The sequence below is a fragment of the Pectobacterium colocasium genome, from assembly GCF_020181655.1.
GTDB lineage: Bacteria > Pseudomonadota > Gammaproteobacteria > Enterobacterales > Enterobacteriaceae > Pectobacterium > Pectobacterium colocasium.
Genome location: NZ_CP084032.1, coordinates 590,439 through 607,050 on the forward strand (window position 1 = coordinate 590,439; position 16,612 = coordinate 607,050).

At 49.3% G+C, this 16,612-nt stretch carries 18 protein-coding genes; 13 read left to right on the forward strand and 5 right to left on the reverse strand.

Annotated features, from left to right (window positions below; translation table 11 throughout):
• Positions 1-17 precede the first annotated feature (17 nt).
• From LCF41_RS02665 to LCF41_RS02680, 4 genes are all read right to left on the reverse strand, one after another.
• Entirely contained in the window at positions 18-1,175 is a 1,158-nt protein-coding gene (locus tag LCF41_RS02665; RefSeq protein ID WP_250160546.1) for an MFS transporter, read from the reverse strand.
• Between the two features lie 63 nt (positions 1,176-1,238).
• Complete coding sequence (locus LCF41_RS02670; protein WP_225086776.1) at positions 1,239-2,534, reverse strand: dTDP-4-dehydrorhamnose 3,5-epimerase family protein; 1,296 nt, start codon at positions 2,532-2,534, stop codon at positions 1,239-1,241.
• Positions 2,535-2,584: 50 nt separating this feature from the next.
• Positions 2,585-2,848: an XRE family transcriptional regulator gene (locus LCF41_RS02675; RefSeq protein WP_225086777.1), complete on the reverse strand. Its 264-nt coding sequence runs from the start codon at positions 2,846-2,848 to the stop codon at positions 2,585-2,587.
• A gap of 207 nt (positions 2,849-3,055) precedes the next feature.
• A protein-coding gene (locus tag LCF41_RS02680; protein ID WP_225085541.1) for an IS5 family transposase occupies positions 3,056-3,864 on the reverse strand; the annotation gives its coding sequence in 2 pieces (ribosomal slippage) (positions 3,056-3,511 and positions 3,514-3,864; 807 coding nt in all).
• 702 nt (positions 3,865-4,566) lie between these two features.
• Here LCF41_RS02680 and aepX point away from each other — a divergent pair.
• The 12 genes from aepX (at position 4,567) to phnP (ending at position 14,983) form a co-directional block, all read left to right on the forward strand.
• On the forward strand, positions 4,567-5,499 hold the full coding sequence (gene aepX / locus LCF41_RS02685) for a phosphoenolpyruvate mutase (RefSeq protein ID WP_225086778.1): 933 nt from the start codon (positions 4,567-4,569) through the stop codon (positions 5,497-5,499).
• A gap of 231 nt (positions 5,500-5,730) precedes the next feature.
• Positions 5,731-6,885, forward strand: coding sequence for a phosphonopyruvate decarboxylase (gene aepY, locus LCF41_RS02690; RefSeq protein WP_225086779.1), 1,155 nt, complete (start codon positions 5,731-5,733; stop codon positions 6,883-6,885).
• 53 nt (positions 6,886-6,938) lie between these two features.
• Positions 6,939-7,832, forward strand: coding sequence for an NAD(P)-dependent oxidoreductase (locus tag LCF41_RS02695; protein WP_225086780.1), 894 nt, complete (start codon positions 6,939-6,941; stop codon positions 7,830-7,832).
• The gene (gene phnG / locus LCF41_RS02700; protein WP_225086781.1) at positions 7,833-8,276 is read left to right on the forward strand and encodes a phosphonate C-P lyase system protein PhnG; all 444 of its coding nucleotides are present in this window, start codon (positions 7,833-7,835) and stop codon (positions 8,274-8,276) included.
• A 6-nt stretch (positions 8,277-8,282) separates the two neighbouring features.
• Positions 8,283-8,864: a phosphonate C-P lyase system protein PhnH gene (gene phnH / locus LCF41_RS02705; RefSeq protein ID WP_225086782.1), complete on the forward strand. Its 582-nt coding sequence runs from the start codon at positions 8,283-8,285 to the stop codon at positions 8,862-8,864.
• Positions 8,864-9,967, forward strand: coding sequence for a carbon-phosphorus lyase complex subunit (locus LCF41_RS02710; RefSeq protein ID WP_225086783.1), 1,104 nt, complete (start codon positions 8,864-8,866; stop codon positions 9,965-9,967). The genes phnH and LCF41_RS02710 overlap by 1 nt, the downstream gene beginning before the upstream one ends.
• Entirely contained in the window at positions 9,967-10,893 is a 927-nt protein-coding gene (locus tag LCF41_RS02715) for an alpha-D-ribose 1-methylphosphonate 5-phosphate C-P-lyase PhnJ (RefSeq protein ID WP_225088085.1), read from the forward strand. Before LCF41_RS02710 ends, LCF41_RS02715 begins: the two co-directional genes overlap by 1 nt.
• Positions 10,890-11,678: a phosphonate C-P lyase system protein PhnK gene (gene phnK / locus LCF41_RS02720; RefSeq protein WP_225086784.1), complete on the forward strand. Its 789-nt coding sequence runs from the start codon at positions 10,890-10,892 to the stop codon at positions 11,676-11,678. The genes LCF41_RS02715 and phnK overlap by 4 nt, the downstream gene beginning before the upstream one ends.
• A gap of 21 nt (positions 11,679-11,699) precedes the next feature.
• A complete protein-coding gene (gene phnL, locus LCF41_RS02725) occupies positions 11,700-12,461 on the forward strand; it encodes a phosphonate C-P lyase system protein PhnL (protein WP_225086785.1) in 762 nt (253 codons plus the stop codon).
• Positions 12,451-13,587 (forward strand): alpha-D-ribose 1-methylphosphonate 5-triphosphate diphosphatase, encoded by a 1,137-nt coding sequence (phnM, locus tag LCF41_RS02730; RefSeq protein WP_225086786.1) that lies wholly within the window; start codon positions 12,451-12,453, stop codon positions 13,585-13,587. Before phnL ends, phnM begins: the two co-directional genes overlap by 11 nt.
• Positions 13,588-13,589: 2 nt before the next feature.
• Positions 13,590-14,159, forward strand: coding sequence for a ribose 1,5-bisphosphokinase (phnN, locus tag LCF41_RS02735; protein WP_225086787.1), 570 nt, complete (start codon positions 13,590-13,592; stop codon positions 14,157-14,159).
• Positions 14,160-14,197: 38 nt separating this feature from the next.
• Positions 14,198-14,983 carry a phosphonate metabolism protein PhnP gene (gene phnP / locus LCF41_RS02740; protein WP_225086788.1) on the forward strand — a complete coding sequence of 262 codons (786 nt, stop codon included), beginning with the start codon at positions 14,198-14,200 and terminating at the stop codon, positions 14,981-14,983.
• A gap of 172 nt (positions 14,984-15,155) precedes the next feature.
• Here phnP and LCF41_RS02745 read toward each other — a convergent pair whose 3' ends face one another.
• Positions 15,156-15,419: a DUF2798 domain-containing protein gene (locus tag LCF41_RS02745; RefSeq protein WP_225086789.1), complete on the reverse strand. Its 264-nt coding sequence runs from the start codon at positions 15,417-15,419 to the stop codon at positions 15,156-15,158.
• Between the two features lie 128 nt (positions 15,420-15,547).
• Here LCF41_RS02745 and LCF41_RS02750 point away from each other — a divergent pair, with 128 nt between their 5' ends.
• On the forward strand, positions 15,548-16,450 hold the full coding sequence (locus LCF41_RS02750) for a LysR family transcriptional regulator (protein ID WP_225086790.1): 903 nt from the start codon (positions 15,548-15,550) through the stop codon (positions 16,448-16,450).
• Positions 16,451-16,612: the final 162 nt, after the last annotated feature.

Consider the following 16,612-nt stretch of genomic DNA (forward strand, 5'->3'; position numbering starts at 1 on the left):
CTTCTGGATTTCAGACGTCAGATAGCTCGTGGGATATCGGGAGTGACTACTGCTGATGTTATTTTTCGATACAAAAATACCCCTGCCAAAAATGTAATAGTAATGGCTGTCGCCATGAGAAAATAAACTGCACGAACTGAATCACCAGAAATGTACAGCAGCATGCCAACAAGCGGGAGAATAGATTGGTTGAATAGAACTATTAATGATGAGGTGCTGGCAAATATCGTGGGTTCAATTAGCTCAATTCGTATCATTCTGCAAATATTTCCAGTGAAAACCTTCCCCATAATAGATAAGGCATAGCAAAAAATGAATGCAGTAAATGATGATTTAAAGATTATTAGTAATATTGAGTTTATAGTGATGAAGATAACGGATAAAAGTAGCAGGTTTTTTCTGCTGACAACACGCTTAAAATGACTATAGAAATAAGTACCCAAAACCCCACATATTCCTGCTGCGACATCAATCAGGCCGAAGTATTTAACAGGAAGATCCATGCTTCTTTCAATTAATGCTGCGCCACTCGACTCAACAAGGCCATCAAACATGTTGTTACCTATGGCAAGAAAAATGGAAAATAATAATGCCGGGATTGAAAATAGATATATTATACTCTTTTTAAATCCACTTTCCTCGTATGGGGTAACGTTTTCACTTAAAGCGCTAATTTTCGTTTCATTTAACTTTCCCTTCTCAAGGAAAAAGAAAGCGGCATTTGTTATATAAAGGATGCATGGGATAATTAACAGCATTCGAAAGCCATGATCGATCAGGAGTATTCCCATTAATGGCCCAATTATCATGCCCATGAAGTCCATTCTGGAAATTAAATTAGCATGATGCTCTTTTCTCTTGCTTAACAATGACACTAATTTTTCATATGAAATAATTGTCTGAGAGTTACCTATGGAGATCAAACTACCTACGATACCAAAAGCGATGGCAATCGATAAATCAGATGAGAAATCAGTTATCGCTAAAAATAAGCATCCTGTGGATTTTATTAAATCAGAGGAAATGGAAAGCGGACGAACACCCAGTTGATCAATATATTTACCTATTAGCGGTATAATTAAAATTCTGGGTAGCCACCATAGAGCATATGATAGCCCCGAGTATTCAATACTACCGGTAAGCTGATAAACGATTACCGGGGTTAGAAAAACCATTAACCCATCCGCGGTTAGTACTAAAAAAAGCATAAAGAAGAACAGGATGCCCATAATGAGTATTTATACCTTTTCCTTTAAAAGAACTTTGACATGTTTACCCGATTTCTCATCAAAAACTATCACTGATTTTGGCGTGTTATGTGTTGGTGCCTCACGTACTAAATCCTTTTGTTGGGAAACTAAAAACTCATAGTAATCGGTACTTGCTTCTATATTGTTTGCTTTATAACTCATGTAACTTTTATTACTTATCGGCCAATCTATAACATCATGACCAGGGATGTATTCTTTTTCCTGATTTAAGAATATCACAGGCCGATTAACGGTAATTACTCCCGCCATATTTATAAGAGCATGGGCTACACCGCAAGGAATGACCAATTCTACGTTAGGATAAGGCGTGAACGTTATCTCATCCTCCATGAAAAGTGTTTCAGACCCCTCTCTCATATCTACGAGTTTAAGGGTGATTTCATGTTTCATTTTACCTAAAAAGGTGAGGTGATCTTCCTGGCCTAAATGTAACCCATAGGAATCAAAATCATAATGGTCATTCCCATGCTCGACGATATACATCGGTGACTTTCTTGTTAACGGAACGATGCAACTCTCTCTCCCAGTCTTCACTGATGGGATTTCTCTAAATTCAACACCAACGATATTAGAATGGGGTAAATTTACTTTCTCTTCATCTTTGATCTCTTCTCGGATTCTTAGGTTAATTTTACTTCCATCATCCAATATGAACTCTCTGGTTTCAGAATGTTGAAACTTATGCTTTTTAAGATTCTCTTGTTGGAATTCACCAATCCGATGATAAACAATACTGGCGGCCTCTTCAGTCATTGGAACATATCCAGGCACATCTTGAGGCGATATATCTTCTGGGATATTAATAACATCATTACCCGGCGACCAATTTAAATTGGCGCTAGAAAGTTCATCAAAGTCAGGAAGGAAAAGAGTATATGAATTTAAAGTAAAAACGTTTTCAAGATTGTGAAATGTATGAGCCACTCCAGGTGGTATAATGAGCGTTTTTGCCGATGACGGATTTATATCAAATTCAATGGCTTGCTTAAATGTTGGTGAGTTTATACGACAATCAATAAACTTTGCTCTTATCACCTGGTTTTCATTACCTAAAAATGTAAGAGTATCTTGTTGCCCTAGATGAATACCATATTGACCATATTTGAATTCATTCTCTCCATGAAAAACAATATTGACAGGGTAAGTTGTGACAAAAGGAACAACAAAAGAGTCTGATTTCCCATTATTTACTCTCCAGCGGGGAACCCAATGTAATCCATCGATATCTATTTTTCGATTAAGTTCTTCAATGTCATAGCTCATTTGCAGCCTCTTCAATAAAACAGGGCTGTCGTGAAGACAGCCCCTAATTATCAGATGTTAACTACTTCGATATCATAGCCAGCACTTTTGGCGCTTTTAATTAGCTCGCTAAGGTTGCTGGTATTCAACTGTGCATATTTATCGTCTGCGGGAGCATTTTTGATGCCCGCTAAATAAGCGAGTTTATCAAAAGCCGCTGTCGCAGCCGTTTGGGTTTGCAGCAGCATATCAGTGAAACTGTTACCTTCTACATTTTTTTCACTAACTGTTTTTGGCGTTTTGTACAGATTCGCAATTTCATTAGCTTTGCTCATAAGAAAACCTCTTACCAGTTGAAGGCATTTAGACAAATCAGGATTGGTTTGTTATCGAAATGTTTAATTAAAAACACCTCATTAACACTGATACATTAGTAATTTTTTACTGTCAATATAAAAAATGAGCATAAAATTAAGCGTTATAATTACTTTACTAAAAATATAGCAATGTTTAATTTGCTGAATTTATCTGCAACTAAGAGCCTATCCCAATAGGATTTTATTCCAGACAATAATGCCGCAGGAAAAATGCAGCATCGCCTCATAGTTTTCGACTTTTTTCTCCCAACGAGTCAGAAGCCGACGGAAGCGGTTCATCCAGCTGTGCGTTCTCTCCACTACCCACCGACGGGCTTTGTAATTCATATTCTCTTTGCTGGCATCGGATTCTTCTTTACGCGACTGGATATGCGGTTCATAACGCCGATTTTTCAGTTCACTTTCCAGCCATTCCGCGTCATACCCCTTGTCCAGACAGATATTCAGCCTTCTGCCCGGCCTCCCCGTCTGAAGCGCATCAAGGGTCTCTGTGACTAACCTGATATCGTGGGTATTTGCCCCTGCGACAACCACTGAGAGCGGCAGCCCGTTCGCATCGGTCATCAGGCTACGCTTTACCCCCTGTTTCCCCCGGTCCGTGGGGTTCCGGCCTGTTTTTTTGAGCCTGCTAGCGGGGATTTTGTCATACAGCCGTCCATCGACAACCATGACCAGTCGATGGCTTTCAGTTGCTCGCTGGTCATCAATCCGTTCTGCCAGAAACGCTCAAAAACCCCCGCCGCGCGCCATTCCTGAAAGCGGCGGTGTGCAGAACTCGATGAACATATCCCTGTTTCATTTAGTGCGTTCCATTGGCATCCGGTGCGAAGAACAAAGAAAATGGCGTCCATAGCCACTCGGTCATCAACCCGTTTTCGGTGCGTTCCCAGTGGATGGTTAGTTTTATGTTCAGGAATAAGCGGCGCTATTTTTTCCCAGAGTTCATCACTAATCCGCCACTTGCTGCCAGTCATGCTACGTCCTCAAAAATTCTCAGTTACTTATATTCTAACAATTCCTATTGGGATAGGCTCTAAATGATTTTTTTGTTTTTTCAATGCAAGCAATTCGAGGTGCACAACTATCAGAATATACTTTCTTCATAAATTTATGATTTAATTTTATATTAAATTCTTATGGTACTTCAGTGTTTCTTGGATTTTCTTTGTGTGTCCTATATCCTTTTTCATCATAGGATGATGTGGTTACATACGGTGCTGTTGCTATTATCGCTGTAGTTTTAGCTTGTATTCTGCACTTCTCCCCTCATCTTTCCTTGCTAATTATTTTATTAAAAATCATATGATTAACAATGAATATTCATATCAATAAGATTTTCTTCTCTCACCCATTTGTCGAAAATGGTTACTGAATTAAAAAACTAAAAACAGCAACTTTTTTAGCTTTTTAACATGAAAAAAGATGTGAATTGTAATCAATATTCTTTTTTCATTGTTTTCTTATCGTTTAAATCGATGCTATTTCAATAAGGTAGGTGAAATTAAAAAATAAACGAAAATTTTTTCTCTCTATTGAAGAGTTGTTTTCAATGAATAGAATCACCCTGTTGGTATATTTAATTTAAATAAATATAACGTTGCGTGGTCTTGTGATTTTTGCGCTTGGTTTACTAGGGAAAGTATACCCCCCAACTCTATGGTACATAGGAGATAACCATGTCTATCATTTTATCCAATGACACCCCAACAGATTCCTATAAAGGATGCACGCCGGGTTCACGTCGCAGTGCTCTTCGTGAATTATTACAGCAGCAAAAAGGTATTCGGGTGATGGAGGCTCATAGCCCGCTTTCTGCTTTATTAATCGAACAAGCCGCTTATGAAGATGGCGATACTCATTATCAATTTGATGCGTTTTGGTCTAGTTCACTCACCGATTCGACTCTGCGGGGAAAACCCGATACGGAATTGGTGGATATCAGTCATCGTTTTCATGCGATTACGGAAATATTCGATGTTACCACTCGTCCATTAATTTTTGACGGCGATACTGGTGGGCAAACGGAGCATTTAGCTCACCGTATTCGGGCTGCCGAAAATTTGGGTATTTCCGCCATGATTATCGAAGATAAAACCGGCCTGAAGAAGAACTCCTTATTTGGTAATGAGGTAAAGCAAACGCAAGCTTCCGTAGAGGATTTTTGCGAAAAAATTACCACGGCCAAAAAAGCACAGCTGACACCAGAGTTTATGCTGATCGCCCGTATTGAAAGCCTGATTCTGGATGTCGGTATGGACGATGCGATCAACCGCGCCCTGCATTATGCGGACGCCGGTGCCGATGGGATTATGATCCACAGTCGACATAAGAACCCTGCCGAAATTTTAGCTTTTGCCAAACAATTCCGCGATCATTATCCACATCTCCCCCTGGTTTGCGTTCCTACCAGTTTTAACGATATTACTTTCGATCAACTGATTGATGGTGGGTTTAATATCGTGATTTATGCAAACCATATGTTGCGTGCGGCTTATCCGGCAATGAAGTCAATTTTGCCAGAAATCCTCAAGCATGGCCGAACACTGGAAGTTGAGGATAAATGCATGTCGATAAAAGATATCCTCGATCTTATTCCCGGCACGCGATAACGAAATAGATTAGGGTGTCAGTATAATTATTTTATCACGCGATTATTTGGTGCTATGGGTTTGTCGTTTTTTCTATAATAATCACTGTTGGTAAAGTGGGTTATTCTTTGAAGTAAATGGCTGTTTTTAACTAAATAATTATATTGCCCCTGATTACTGTAATCACATAATGAAGAATAAACGCATCATTATCGCTGTTAAATACAGTGTGGTGCTAAGGGAAGGTTTATTATGATTGACCCTAATAAGCTCATCGAGTTTCTTGCTCAACGTGGCGTGCATTTTTTCAGTGGCGTCCCTGATTCATTATTAAAGGCATTTTGTCTGGCGATTGAAAGTAATCATAGCGGGCTTGCACACCGTATCGCGAGTAATGAAGGTTGCGCGGTAGGGATGGCGATAGGCCATTATCTGTCGACGCGAACGTTGCCCGTGGTCTATATGCAAAATTCAGGATTGGGCAATGCGATCAACCCCCTCTGTTCTCTGGCTACGCCAGATGTTTATGGTATTCCGCTGTTACTCATTATTGGCTGGCGTGGTGAAGTCGATGAGAGTGGTAAGCAGCAGCACGATGAACCGCAGCATGTCATGCAGGGGCGAGTCACGTTGGCTCAGCTCAATGTGCTTGATATTCCGCATCTCGTTCTGGATAGCCATAACCCGCCTCGGTGGGATGATATTCAGGCTTTGCTCCAGCGTGCGCATGACGAACATCGTCCAGTGGCGCTGGTGGTGAGAAAAAATACTTTCTCTTCGCTAGCGGCATCCGCCAAGGCCGCTGCTGAACCGACGCTGATGCGGCGGGAAGCTATCGTTGCCGCATGCCTGAACGTGCTGCCCTCTCATCTTCCTATCGTCAGCACGACGGGCATGTTGTCCCGCGAGCTCTATGAATTGCGTGAGCAGCGGGGAGAAGGGCATCAGCAAGATTTTCTGACCGTCGGCGGAATGGGGCTGGCCAGCCAGATCGCTTTGGGTCTGTGTGATGCGCAGCCGCAGCGGAAAGTCGTTTGTCTGGATGGGGATGGGGCGCTGCTGATGCACATGGGGGGGCTGACGAATACTGCTCAGGCCAGCAACCTGATACACATCGTCATCAATAACGGCGCTCATGACTCGGTGGGCGGGCAGCCCACGGCGGCGTCCCGCTTACCGCTGGCACCTATCGCTGCTGCCAGCGGCTATGGGGAAACCTATTACGTTGAGACAGAAGAAGCCCTGCAGGCTGCCTTGCAACAGGCGCTCGTGGCGCAACGTAGCCAATTCATTGAGGTGCGATGCGGTGTTGGCCATCGCAGCGATCTGGGGCGGCCAGCAACATCGCCCGCTCAAAATCGCGATGCATTTATGCAGTTTCTTACTGCACCGCCTCAGGCCTCTTGATGGACGGCAATACCCGGAGTATTGCCCACCCCTTAGCGACAAGGATTGCCGATATGACTCATTCTGTTTCTTTAGTTGGCGTTGGTGTATTAGGAAAAGCTATCTCGCTCAGACTATTACAGCGTCATTTCCCACTCAGCGTGTTTAACCGGACTAACCGGAAAGCGAACGATATCGCCGCCGAAGGCGCTCAAGCCGTCCCTGAACTGCACCAGTTATTCACGCAGGAAAAACAAATTGTGCTCATCTGCCTGAAAGATGCAGAGGCGATACGTGATGTTTTTCAGTCTGAGGCGGTTATACAGAAGCTGACTCGCTATCGTCCTTTGTTACTCAATATCAGCACGATAGGGCCGGAAGAGAGCCGCTGGATGGAAACTTTTTTTCGCCAGCATGGCGCGCATTATGTGGAATGTCCGGTATCGGGCGGACCGGAGGGGGCGCGGCAGGGTAAATTGGCCGCCTGGGTCGGGCCTTGTGTGGATGATTTCGCCAACGCGGTTAACGACGTCATCTCCAGTCTGTCGGATCACTATGTGCTGATGGAGAGCAACCACAGCGCACAGACCATGAAGGTGATTAATAACTATTGCGAGGCGGTGCATCTGCTGGTCGCGGCGGAAGCGTTATTGCTGGCGGAAGCGCACGACATCGCCCCTGATGTGCTGGCAAAGGCACTGACGCTGGGGCGCGGTCGTTCGACCTATATGGAAGTCATGCTGGATCGCTATTTGAACCCGCGTGAAACCGTGTCAGTACCGTTATCTATCCGCCTGAAAGATCTCGATCTGGCACAAATGCTTTTCCGGCGTTCTCCGATCCAAAGCGAATTCTTTGATACGGCGCGCCAGCTCTATCAAAACACGGCGGATCTCTCGGCTGAGCCTCAGGATCAAACCGCCTGTTTTTCTTATCTCTCACGGACTTTGCCAGTGGGGAGGGAGTAGATGTCAGAGCTAACACAGCGACAACGTTGGATGTCCATTCTTGCTCACAGCGATCCGAGCGCTCTGGAAAAACACTGGGGCGCATTGAATTACCCAACGGATTACCAGCTATTACGCCCGACGCAAATTGGTTTGATCCAGCTACAGGGAAGAATGGAGGTCGATGGCCCGCGTTTTATTGTGGGGGATATGACGGTGACTCGCGCGGCGATACAACTGGAGGACGGAACGTGCGGTTACAGCTATATCGCGGGCAGAAACAAACCGCATGCCGAGCTTTGTGCCTGGATCGATGCGCTCCTGCAAACCCGATCCTATTTCCATGAAATATGGGAGCGCATCATCACACCGTTAGCCGATCAGCAGCGTGCGCATCGGGAACAGCAGCAGCATGAAGTGGCTGCCAGCCGGGTAAATTTCTTTACTTTGGTCAGGGGGGAATGATTTGTCATGACAACGATGACGGGCTTCGCCCACCCCGTATTTGGCACACAGCTCTGCTTTCGCAAAATCGTGAAGGCCATGAGCGAGCCGGGTTCTCTGGTCACGGTTCCGAATGTCTCCGGCCTGGAATCGATATCGTCTGCCACGGCAGCCACGCTGCTTACGCTGACCAGCCACACGACGCCACTGTTTATCGATCCCCGGATTGGTAACCCGCTGTTGCTACGCACGCTTTGCCTGCATACGAACGTGCCGATCGCCACGACGTTTGAAGATGCCTACTTTGTGCTGCTGAGCGGAAACGCTTTTTCTTATGACCTGATGGCGCTCTCTTGCGGCAGTGAAGTCGAACCCGAAAAATCCACCACCGTTATTTTAGAAGTGGAAGGCATGCATGACGGGCCTTGTTTAAAACTGACCGGGCCGGGCATCAAGACACATCGCATTATTTCTCCCCGTCTGCCCGCGAGTGTCAGGAATTACCTGTGCAATCGCCCCCATGCCTTCCCTACAGGATTGGATTTTCTTTTTACCTCTGGGAAAAAGCTCTTTGCCATCCCCAGAAGTACCCACGTGGAGGAATGCTAATGTACGTTGCCGTTAAAGGTGGGGAAAAGGCCATTGAGGCCGCTCACCAGCTACAAGCCTGCCGCCGCCGCGGGTGTACGGATATTCCAGAATTAGACTGTTCCCAAATAGAACAGCAGCTTAATTTGGCCGTCGATCGCGTTATGACCGAAGGCAATATTTACGACCGTCAGCTCGCCGCGCTGGCCATCAAACAGGCCAGTGGCGATCTAGTGGAAAGTATCTTTCTCTTACGAGCCTACCGTTCCACGCTGCCACGCTGGGGAATCAGTCAGCCGCTTAATACCGCGGATATGCGTCTTGAACGCCGTGTTTCGGCCATTTTCAAAGATTTGCCGGGTGGGCAGTTACTCGGCCCGACCTACGACTATACCCACCGCTTGCTGGATTTCTCGCTGCTGGCTGACGGTGAGGAACCTGTCGCACCACTGCCTGATGCCGCTGATGAGCATGAAGCGATTCCTGACCACATTGCTCACGCGTTTCAGTTCCTTTCTCAACAACACTTTGTCCCTGAGCGGCATATCGGCGACGACAGCGATCCGCCGGACATTACGATGGAGCCGCCGAGTTACCCCGGCACGCGTGCGGCGCGTCTTCAGCAGCTGTTTCGCGGCGACGAGGGGTTTCTTCTCTCGCTCGGGTATTCCACCCAGCGCGGTTATGGCCGCAACCACCCGTTTGTCGGCGAGATCCGCACGGGATACATCACCGTCAGCATCGTCGCCGAAGAGGTGGGTTTTGCCATCGATATTGGCGAGATCTTGCTGACCGAATGCGAAACCGTGAACGGCTTTGTGAAACCTGCCAACGACGCGCCGCATTTTACCCGTGGCTACGGACTGGCATTCGGCCGTGCGGAACGTAAGGCCATCACCGTGGCATTAGCCGATCGCGCGCTTCAGTCCGACGATTATCAAGAGGAAATTCGCGGTCCGGCTCAGGATGAGGAATTTGTCCTTTCTCATGCCGACAATGTGGAGGCGGCGGGGTTTGTCTCGCATCTGAAGCTGCCGCATTACGTCGATTTTCAGTCAGAGCTGGAGCTATTAAAACGACTACGTGAGGAATACCTCGCTTCTGTGCCAAGGAGTAACGCGTGATGGGTCAGACAACGATCTCCCGCCAGAAAGGCAGCAAGCCGGAAACGGCATACAACGATTCAGACACGGAATACAACGGTTCGGAAACGGAATACAACTATGCCTATCTGGATGAAAGCACGAAGGGAATGATACGACGCGCGATCCTGAAAGCGATCGCCATTCCTGGGCATCAGGTGCCGTTCGGCAGCCGGGAAATGCCCATGCCCTACGGCTGGGGCACTGGCGGTATTCAAATCACCGCCAGTATCATCGGGCCGGACGATACGCTCAAGGTGATCGATCAGGGCTCGGATGACACCACCAATGCGGTGTCGATTCGTCGTTTTTTCCGCAAAGTGGCCAATGTACCAACCACGGAGAAAACCAGCGAAGCGACGCTGATTCAAACACGACACCGCATTCCTGAAACGCCGCTTAAAGAAGATCAGATCCTGGTGTTTCAGGTGCCGATCCCTGAACCGCTACGCTTTATTGAACCGCGCGAAACTGAGACGTGCAAGATGCATGCGTTGGAAGAATACGGCGTGATGCAGGTGAAGCTCTATGAAGACATTGCACGCTTTGGACACATCGCCACGACCTACGCTTATCCGGTGAAGGTCAACCACCGTTATGTCATGGATCCATCGCCCATCCCGAAATTCGACAACCCGAAGATGGATAGGATGCCCGCCCTGCAACTGTTTGGCGCGGGACGCGAGAAGCGGGTCTATGCCGTTCCGCCCTATACCGTGGTGGAAAGCCTCGATTTCGACGATCACCCCTTCACAATACAACAGTGGGACAAGCCGTGTGAACTGTGTGGCGCACGCGACAGCTTCCTTGATGAAGTGGTGATGGATGATGACGGCACCCGCATGTTCGTCTGCTCCGACACCGATTATTGCCAGCAGCGCCAGAACCAAGGAGGAGAAACGTCATGACGATAGAACATCATGCATCCGATACCCCTTTGCTGGATGTGCGGCACCTCACGCACCTGTATGCGCCGGAGAAAGGCTTCCGCGATGTGTCATTTCAGCTGTGGCCGGGAGAAGTTCTCGGGATTGTCGGCGAGTCGGGGTCAGGAAAGACGACGCTGCTAAATGCGATCTCCGCACGGCTGGTCCCGCAGGATGGTGAGGTGATCTACCGTAATGCCGAGCAGCAGTCGCTCTCGATCTATGACATCAGCGAACGGCAGCGGCGCGCGCTGGTTCGCACCGAGTGGGGGATCGTCTGGCAGCATCCGCTGGCGGGATTGCGCCCCACGGTGTCTGCGGGCGGTAACATCGGTGAGCGGCTTATGGCGATTGGTAATCGGCACTACGGCGATATCCGCAATAAAGCGGCACAGTGGATGGAAAACGTTGAGCTACCCGAAAACCGTCTTGACGATCTACCGACCACGTTTTCCGGTGGGATGCAGCAACGCCTTCAGATCGCCCGCAATCTGGTGACGGCACCGAGGCTGATCTTTATGGATGAACCCACCGGCGGATTAGATGTATCGGTACAGGCACGCCTGCTCGATCTGCTCAGGACGCTGGTTGTGGAGATGCAGCTTTCCGTCGTCATCGTGACCCACGATCTCGGGGTTGCCCGTCTGCTGTCACACCGTTTGCTGGTGATGCAGCGTGGGCGAGTCGTCGAGCAGGGACTGACGGACAGGGTGCTTGACGATCCAAGCCATCCCTACACCCAATTGCTTGTTTCTTCCATTCTGTAAATCCAGACAAAAGGACGCTTGATGGATACGCAATTACGCATCGAGAACGTTGATAAAACGTTCGTGTTATATAACCAGCAGGGTACACGGTTGCCGGTTTTCCACGATGTCAGTCTGTCCGTGAAAAGCGGTGAATGCGTGGCGCTGCACGGGCATTCAGGCAGTGGGAAATCCACGCTGCTGCGCTCCCTGTACGGCAATTATCAGCCTGACGGCGGCCATATCTGGGTACGCCATCGTGAGCGCTGGGTCGATATCGTTAACGCCGATGCCCGTCATGTACTGGAGATCCGTCGTGAAACCGTGGGCTGGGTAAGCCAGTTTCTGCGTGTCATCCCGCGTATTAGCACGCTGAACGTGGTCATCCAGCCGTTACTGGAACGCGGGATGTCCCGTCAGGAAAGCGAGATTCGCGCCGGTGAACTGCTGACGCATCTGAACGTCCCCGAGCGGCTCTGGTCGCTTGCGCCCGCTACCTTTTCCGGCGGTGAACAGCAGCGCATCAATATTGCCCGCGGGTTTATTGGCGATTACCCGATTCTATTGTTAGATGAACCGACAGCGTCGCTGGATGCCAAAAACCGACTGGCTGTCACTCAACTCATCCACACTGCGAAAGGAAAGGGATGTGCCATTGTTGGCATCTTTCACGATGATGAAGTGCGTCAGGAGGTCGCCGATCGCTTCTATACCCTGTCAGTGAACGCCATGTCAGTGAATGCAATGTCCGTGAACACGCAGCCGCTGGCTTCCAACACTCAGGAGACCGCAAATGATCATTAATAACGTCAACATGGTGCTCTCACGGGAAATTATTCATGGCTCATTGGAAGTGCGCAACGGCGTGATTCACCACATCAGCGACAGACCCAGCCGTCATCCCGGTGCGTTGGATGGCGAACAGGCCTGGCTCCTGCCGGGGCTTGTCGAGCTACATACGGATAATCTTGATAAGTGTTTCACGCCGCGCCCCGGCGTTAACTGGCCTTCTGAAGCGGCGATGCGCAATCATGACGCGTTGATTATCTCCAGTGGCATCACCACCGTTTTGGATGCCGTTGCGGTAGGAGACGTGCGCGATGGCGGGCATCGGCTTGAGAACCTGCGGCGTATGACGGATGCGGTATTGCACAGCCAGCAGCATGGCACCAACCGGGCGGATCACCATTTGCATCTGCGCTGCGAGCTGCCGCATCAGGATACGTTCCCTCTGTTTGAACAACTGGTGGATATCCCGCTGGTCGCGCTCGCGTCATTAATGGATCACTCGCCGGGGCAGCGGCAATTTTCTTCCCAGCAAAAATACCATCAGTATTACAAAGGAAAATATCACCTGAATGACGAACAGATGGCCGCGTTTGAGGAAGAGCAACTGGCGGGTTCACGCCGCTGGTCGCAGCCTAATCGCGAGGCCATCGTCCGGCTTTGTCACGACAAAGGCATCACGCTGGCCAGCCATGACGATGCGACGCCGGAACATATCAGCGAAGCCCACCAGCACCGGGTCACGATTGCCGAATTCCCTACCACCGAGATTGCGGCACGGCAGGCCGATGGCGCTGGCATGAACGTACTGATGGGCGCGCCGAATGTCATTTGCGGCGGCTCGCACTCCGGCAATGTATCGGCACATCATCTGGCGACGCTTGGCGTGCTTCACATCTTGTCTTCGGACTATTATCCGGCCAGCCTGCTGGAGGCGGCGTTCATGATCGCAGAGGATGAACGCAATGATTATGACCTGCCACGTGCTATCGCGCTGGTGAGCAGCAATCCCGCTCAGGCGCTGAACTTTGACGATCGCGGCTGCATTGAAGAAGGGCGGCGAGCCGACCTGCTGCTCGTCAAACGGCACGCGCCGCAAATGAAGCTGCTGCGCGTGTGGCGTCAGGGCGTCCGGGTATTCTGATCATGACGAAACTCATCTACCTCATTGGCCCTTCAGGATCAGGCAAAGACAGCCTGCTGCGGGCGATTCGTCAGTTGGCGTTGCCACACCTGCTGGTGGCGCACCGGTACATTACTCGCCCCGTTGAAATACAAGGCGAGAACCACATTGCGCTCACCCAGGAGGAGTTTGAGAACCGTCTGAGGCTTGGACTGTTTGCGCTCAATTGGCAGGCGCACCAGTGCCACTATGGCATCGGGATCGAGATTGATGACTGGCTACAGCGAGGGAATGACGTCATCGTGAATGGCTCACGGGCTTACCTGAGTCAGGCGCGTGAGCGCTACGGCAACACGCTGTTTCCGATATGCCTGACTGTTTCTACATCGACATTGCGAGAGCGGTTATGCGCCAGAGGACGGGAAAGCGAACAGCAAATCGCCACGCGATTGCAGCGGGCGGAAGAAGAACAGAGCCGCTTACAAAGCGACTGTGTGTTATTGAATAACGACGGCGATCTGCAACGCACGTTATCTGTCTTTCAGTCGATGCTGTCGTTCGACAGCGGCTGTGCGATGCACAGCGAACAATAGGCCGAGTGGCAAGCGCACTGGAGAGCAGAGGAAAACCGATGGCAGCAAATATGGCAGCAAGTAGTGACGGGATCGTTTTCCACTTTCTGGGAACTGGCGGTGCGCAGCAGGTTCCCGCCTTTGGCTGTACATGTATGGTTTGCCAACAGGCGCTGCACGATGAAAAAAAACGGCGCCGTGCCTGTTGCGCGGCCATCACGACACAAGACCGGATCATCCTGATTGATGCCGGATTGCCCGAGCTGTCGTCGTATCTGCTTCCCTATCCGACTCGGCATATTCTGCTGACCCACTATCACATGGACCACGTTCAGGGATTATTTCCCCTGCGCTGGGGCTACGGCGAGCCCATCCCGGTTTTTGGCCCCCCGGATGAAGCGGGCTGCGACGATCTCTTTAAGCACCCAGGGATTCTGCATTTCCAACCGCCTCTGACACCTTTCCAGCCTTTCGAACTGGATGGCATCAGGATCACGCCAGTTCCCCTAATCCATTCCAAACTCACCTACGGTTACCTCATCCAGACGTCGACGCATACGCTGGCTTACCTGACTGACACCATCGGGCTGCCGTCCGATACCGCCGAATTTCTTGCATCCCACACGCTGGACTATGCGGTTGTCGATTGCAGCCACCCTCCCCAAACGACGCCACCGCGCAACCACAATGACATCACCCGCGCGCTGGAGATTTTTACCCAGATAACCCCCAAACACCTGTACCTGACCCACATCGGCCACGAACTGGATCGCTGGCTCCAAACGCAAACGCGGCTGCCTGAAAACGTTCATGCCGCGTATGACGGGCTGGCGTTGGGGTTGTAGGGATGCGGGATCGTCGGCAAGCGGTTTTAAAGTGAACAGGTAACATAGGTGTGCCATCAATAATGATGGCAGTGTTCTGTGTTATAGCATGACTCAGCTTGATAGCCGGTGAGGAGCGAAAGGCGGACTCGTCAGCCTTAATGTGAGAGAACGAAATGGCGTCTTGAATGACTCAGTGACCGTGAACAGTCAATCCTACCAACCGGGTAACAATAGGGCGGACAATCAGTATGCAAACAAAAGCGGCGGGCATGGCAACCTGATAGGCATTCATCACATTCTCCATGTAATGTGGCCCCATGCCAAATTCGGCCAGAATGATGACCAGACACATCAGAAATGCCATGATGGTCGCCATATAAAGAGCAAATACGTAAGGTAAAGCGCGCTTAGGGAAGCGGAATCGCGGGGTATTTTTAGCAACAGCATTAGTCATCAAGTTATCCTGGTTAACAACGGTGAGTGAAACGGTTGCTAACCTATCAAGCTAACCAAGACGGTAGTAGAGCAGCTATGCTTTAATCATTATTAAATAAAAGTAACGAATCAGGCATTGAGGGTAATATGGATGTGTTAGGGCTGATTAGCAATTTTATCCGCGTGGTGGAGAACGGCAGTATCGCCGCGGCGGCACGTGCTAAAGGTATGAGTCCGGCGGCGGTAAGCCAGAGCCTTTCCCGGCTTGAGACACATTTGGGCGTGCGCCTGATATCGCGCACCACCCGTAGCATGACATTAACCGAAAACGGTAAACGTTATTTCGAGAAAGTCCGTCATATCCCACATGATATCGAACTCGCCTCACAGGCTGCTGCGAGTGAAACCAAACTGCAAGGTCCGCTTTGCATCGCGACGACTGCCGCGTTTGGTCGGTACGTTATCGCTCCACTGATGCCGGCTTTCAAAGCGTCTTTCCCCGATATTGATATCGAACTGATTAGTACCGATCGCAACGTCAATCATCGGTTGGAAGGCGTTGACGTCAGCATCCGCATCGAGGCACAGCTGAACGATCAACTGATTGCCAGAAAAATCGCATCGCTGCCCTTTGTATTCTGCGCAGCCCAGGCTTATCTGGATCGCGCGGGCACCCCTCAGACTCCCGAAGAACTTAGCCAGCACGCCTGTCTGGTTTTCCGCTATCCCACTGATGGGCGTTTTCTTCCCTGGACGTTTATGGTCAACGGGCAACCTGTTAACGTGAAGCTCAACCCTAAATTCATCAGTGATGATATTGATATCATTGCAAAAATAGCCGCAAACGGAGGCGGCGTTACCCGTCTGGCAAGCTTTGTTGCCCAGCCGTTGATAGACAGTGGCAAACTCACGCCTTTGTTCTGCTCAGACCACAGCAATAATAACCGCATAGAGTCTTTACCGATGAATATTTATGCCTGTGTCAACGAACGTTCGGCACTGAATTCAAAGGTAAGAGCATTTATCGCGTTTTTAGAAGCTGAGATTTAAGACGAGGGCGAGGTGATTTTCTGGGTGAATAGAGTTAAAGGTAGGCTCGGTGCCAGGCTGGTTTTTTATTTTTTCACAAGAATACGGTGTTTTAGCGGTCAGTAGTGTCGTTATGTGTGGAGTAGTTCCACACATAACAGGGCTAAAAATCCACATTTTGGA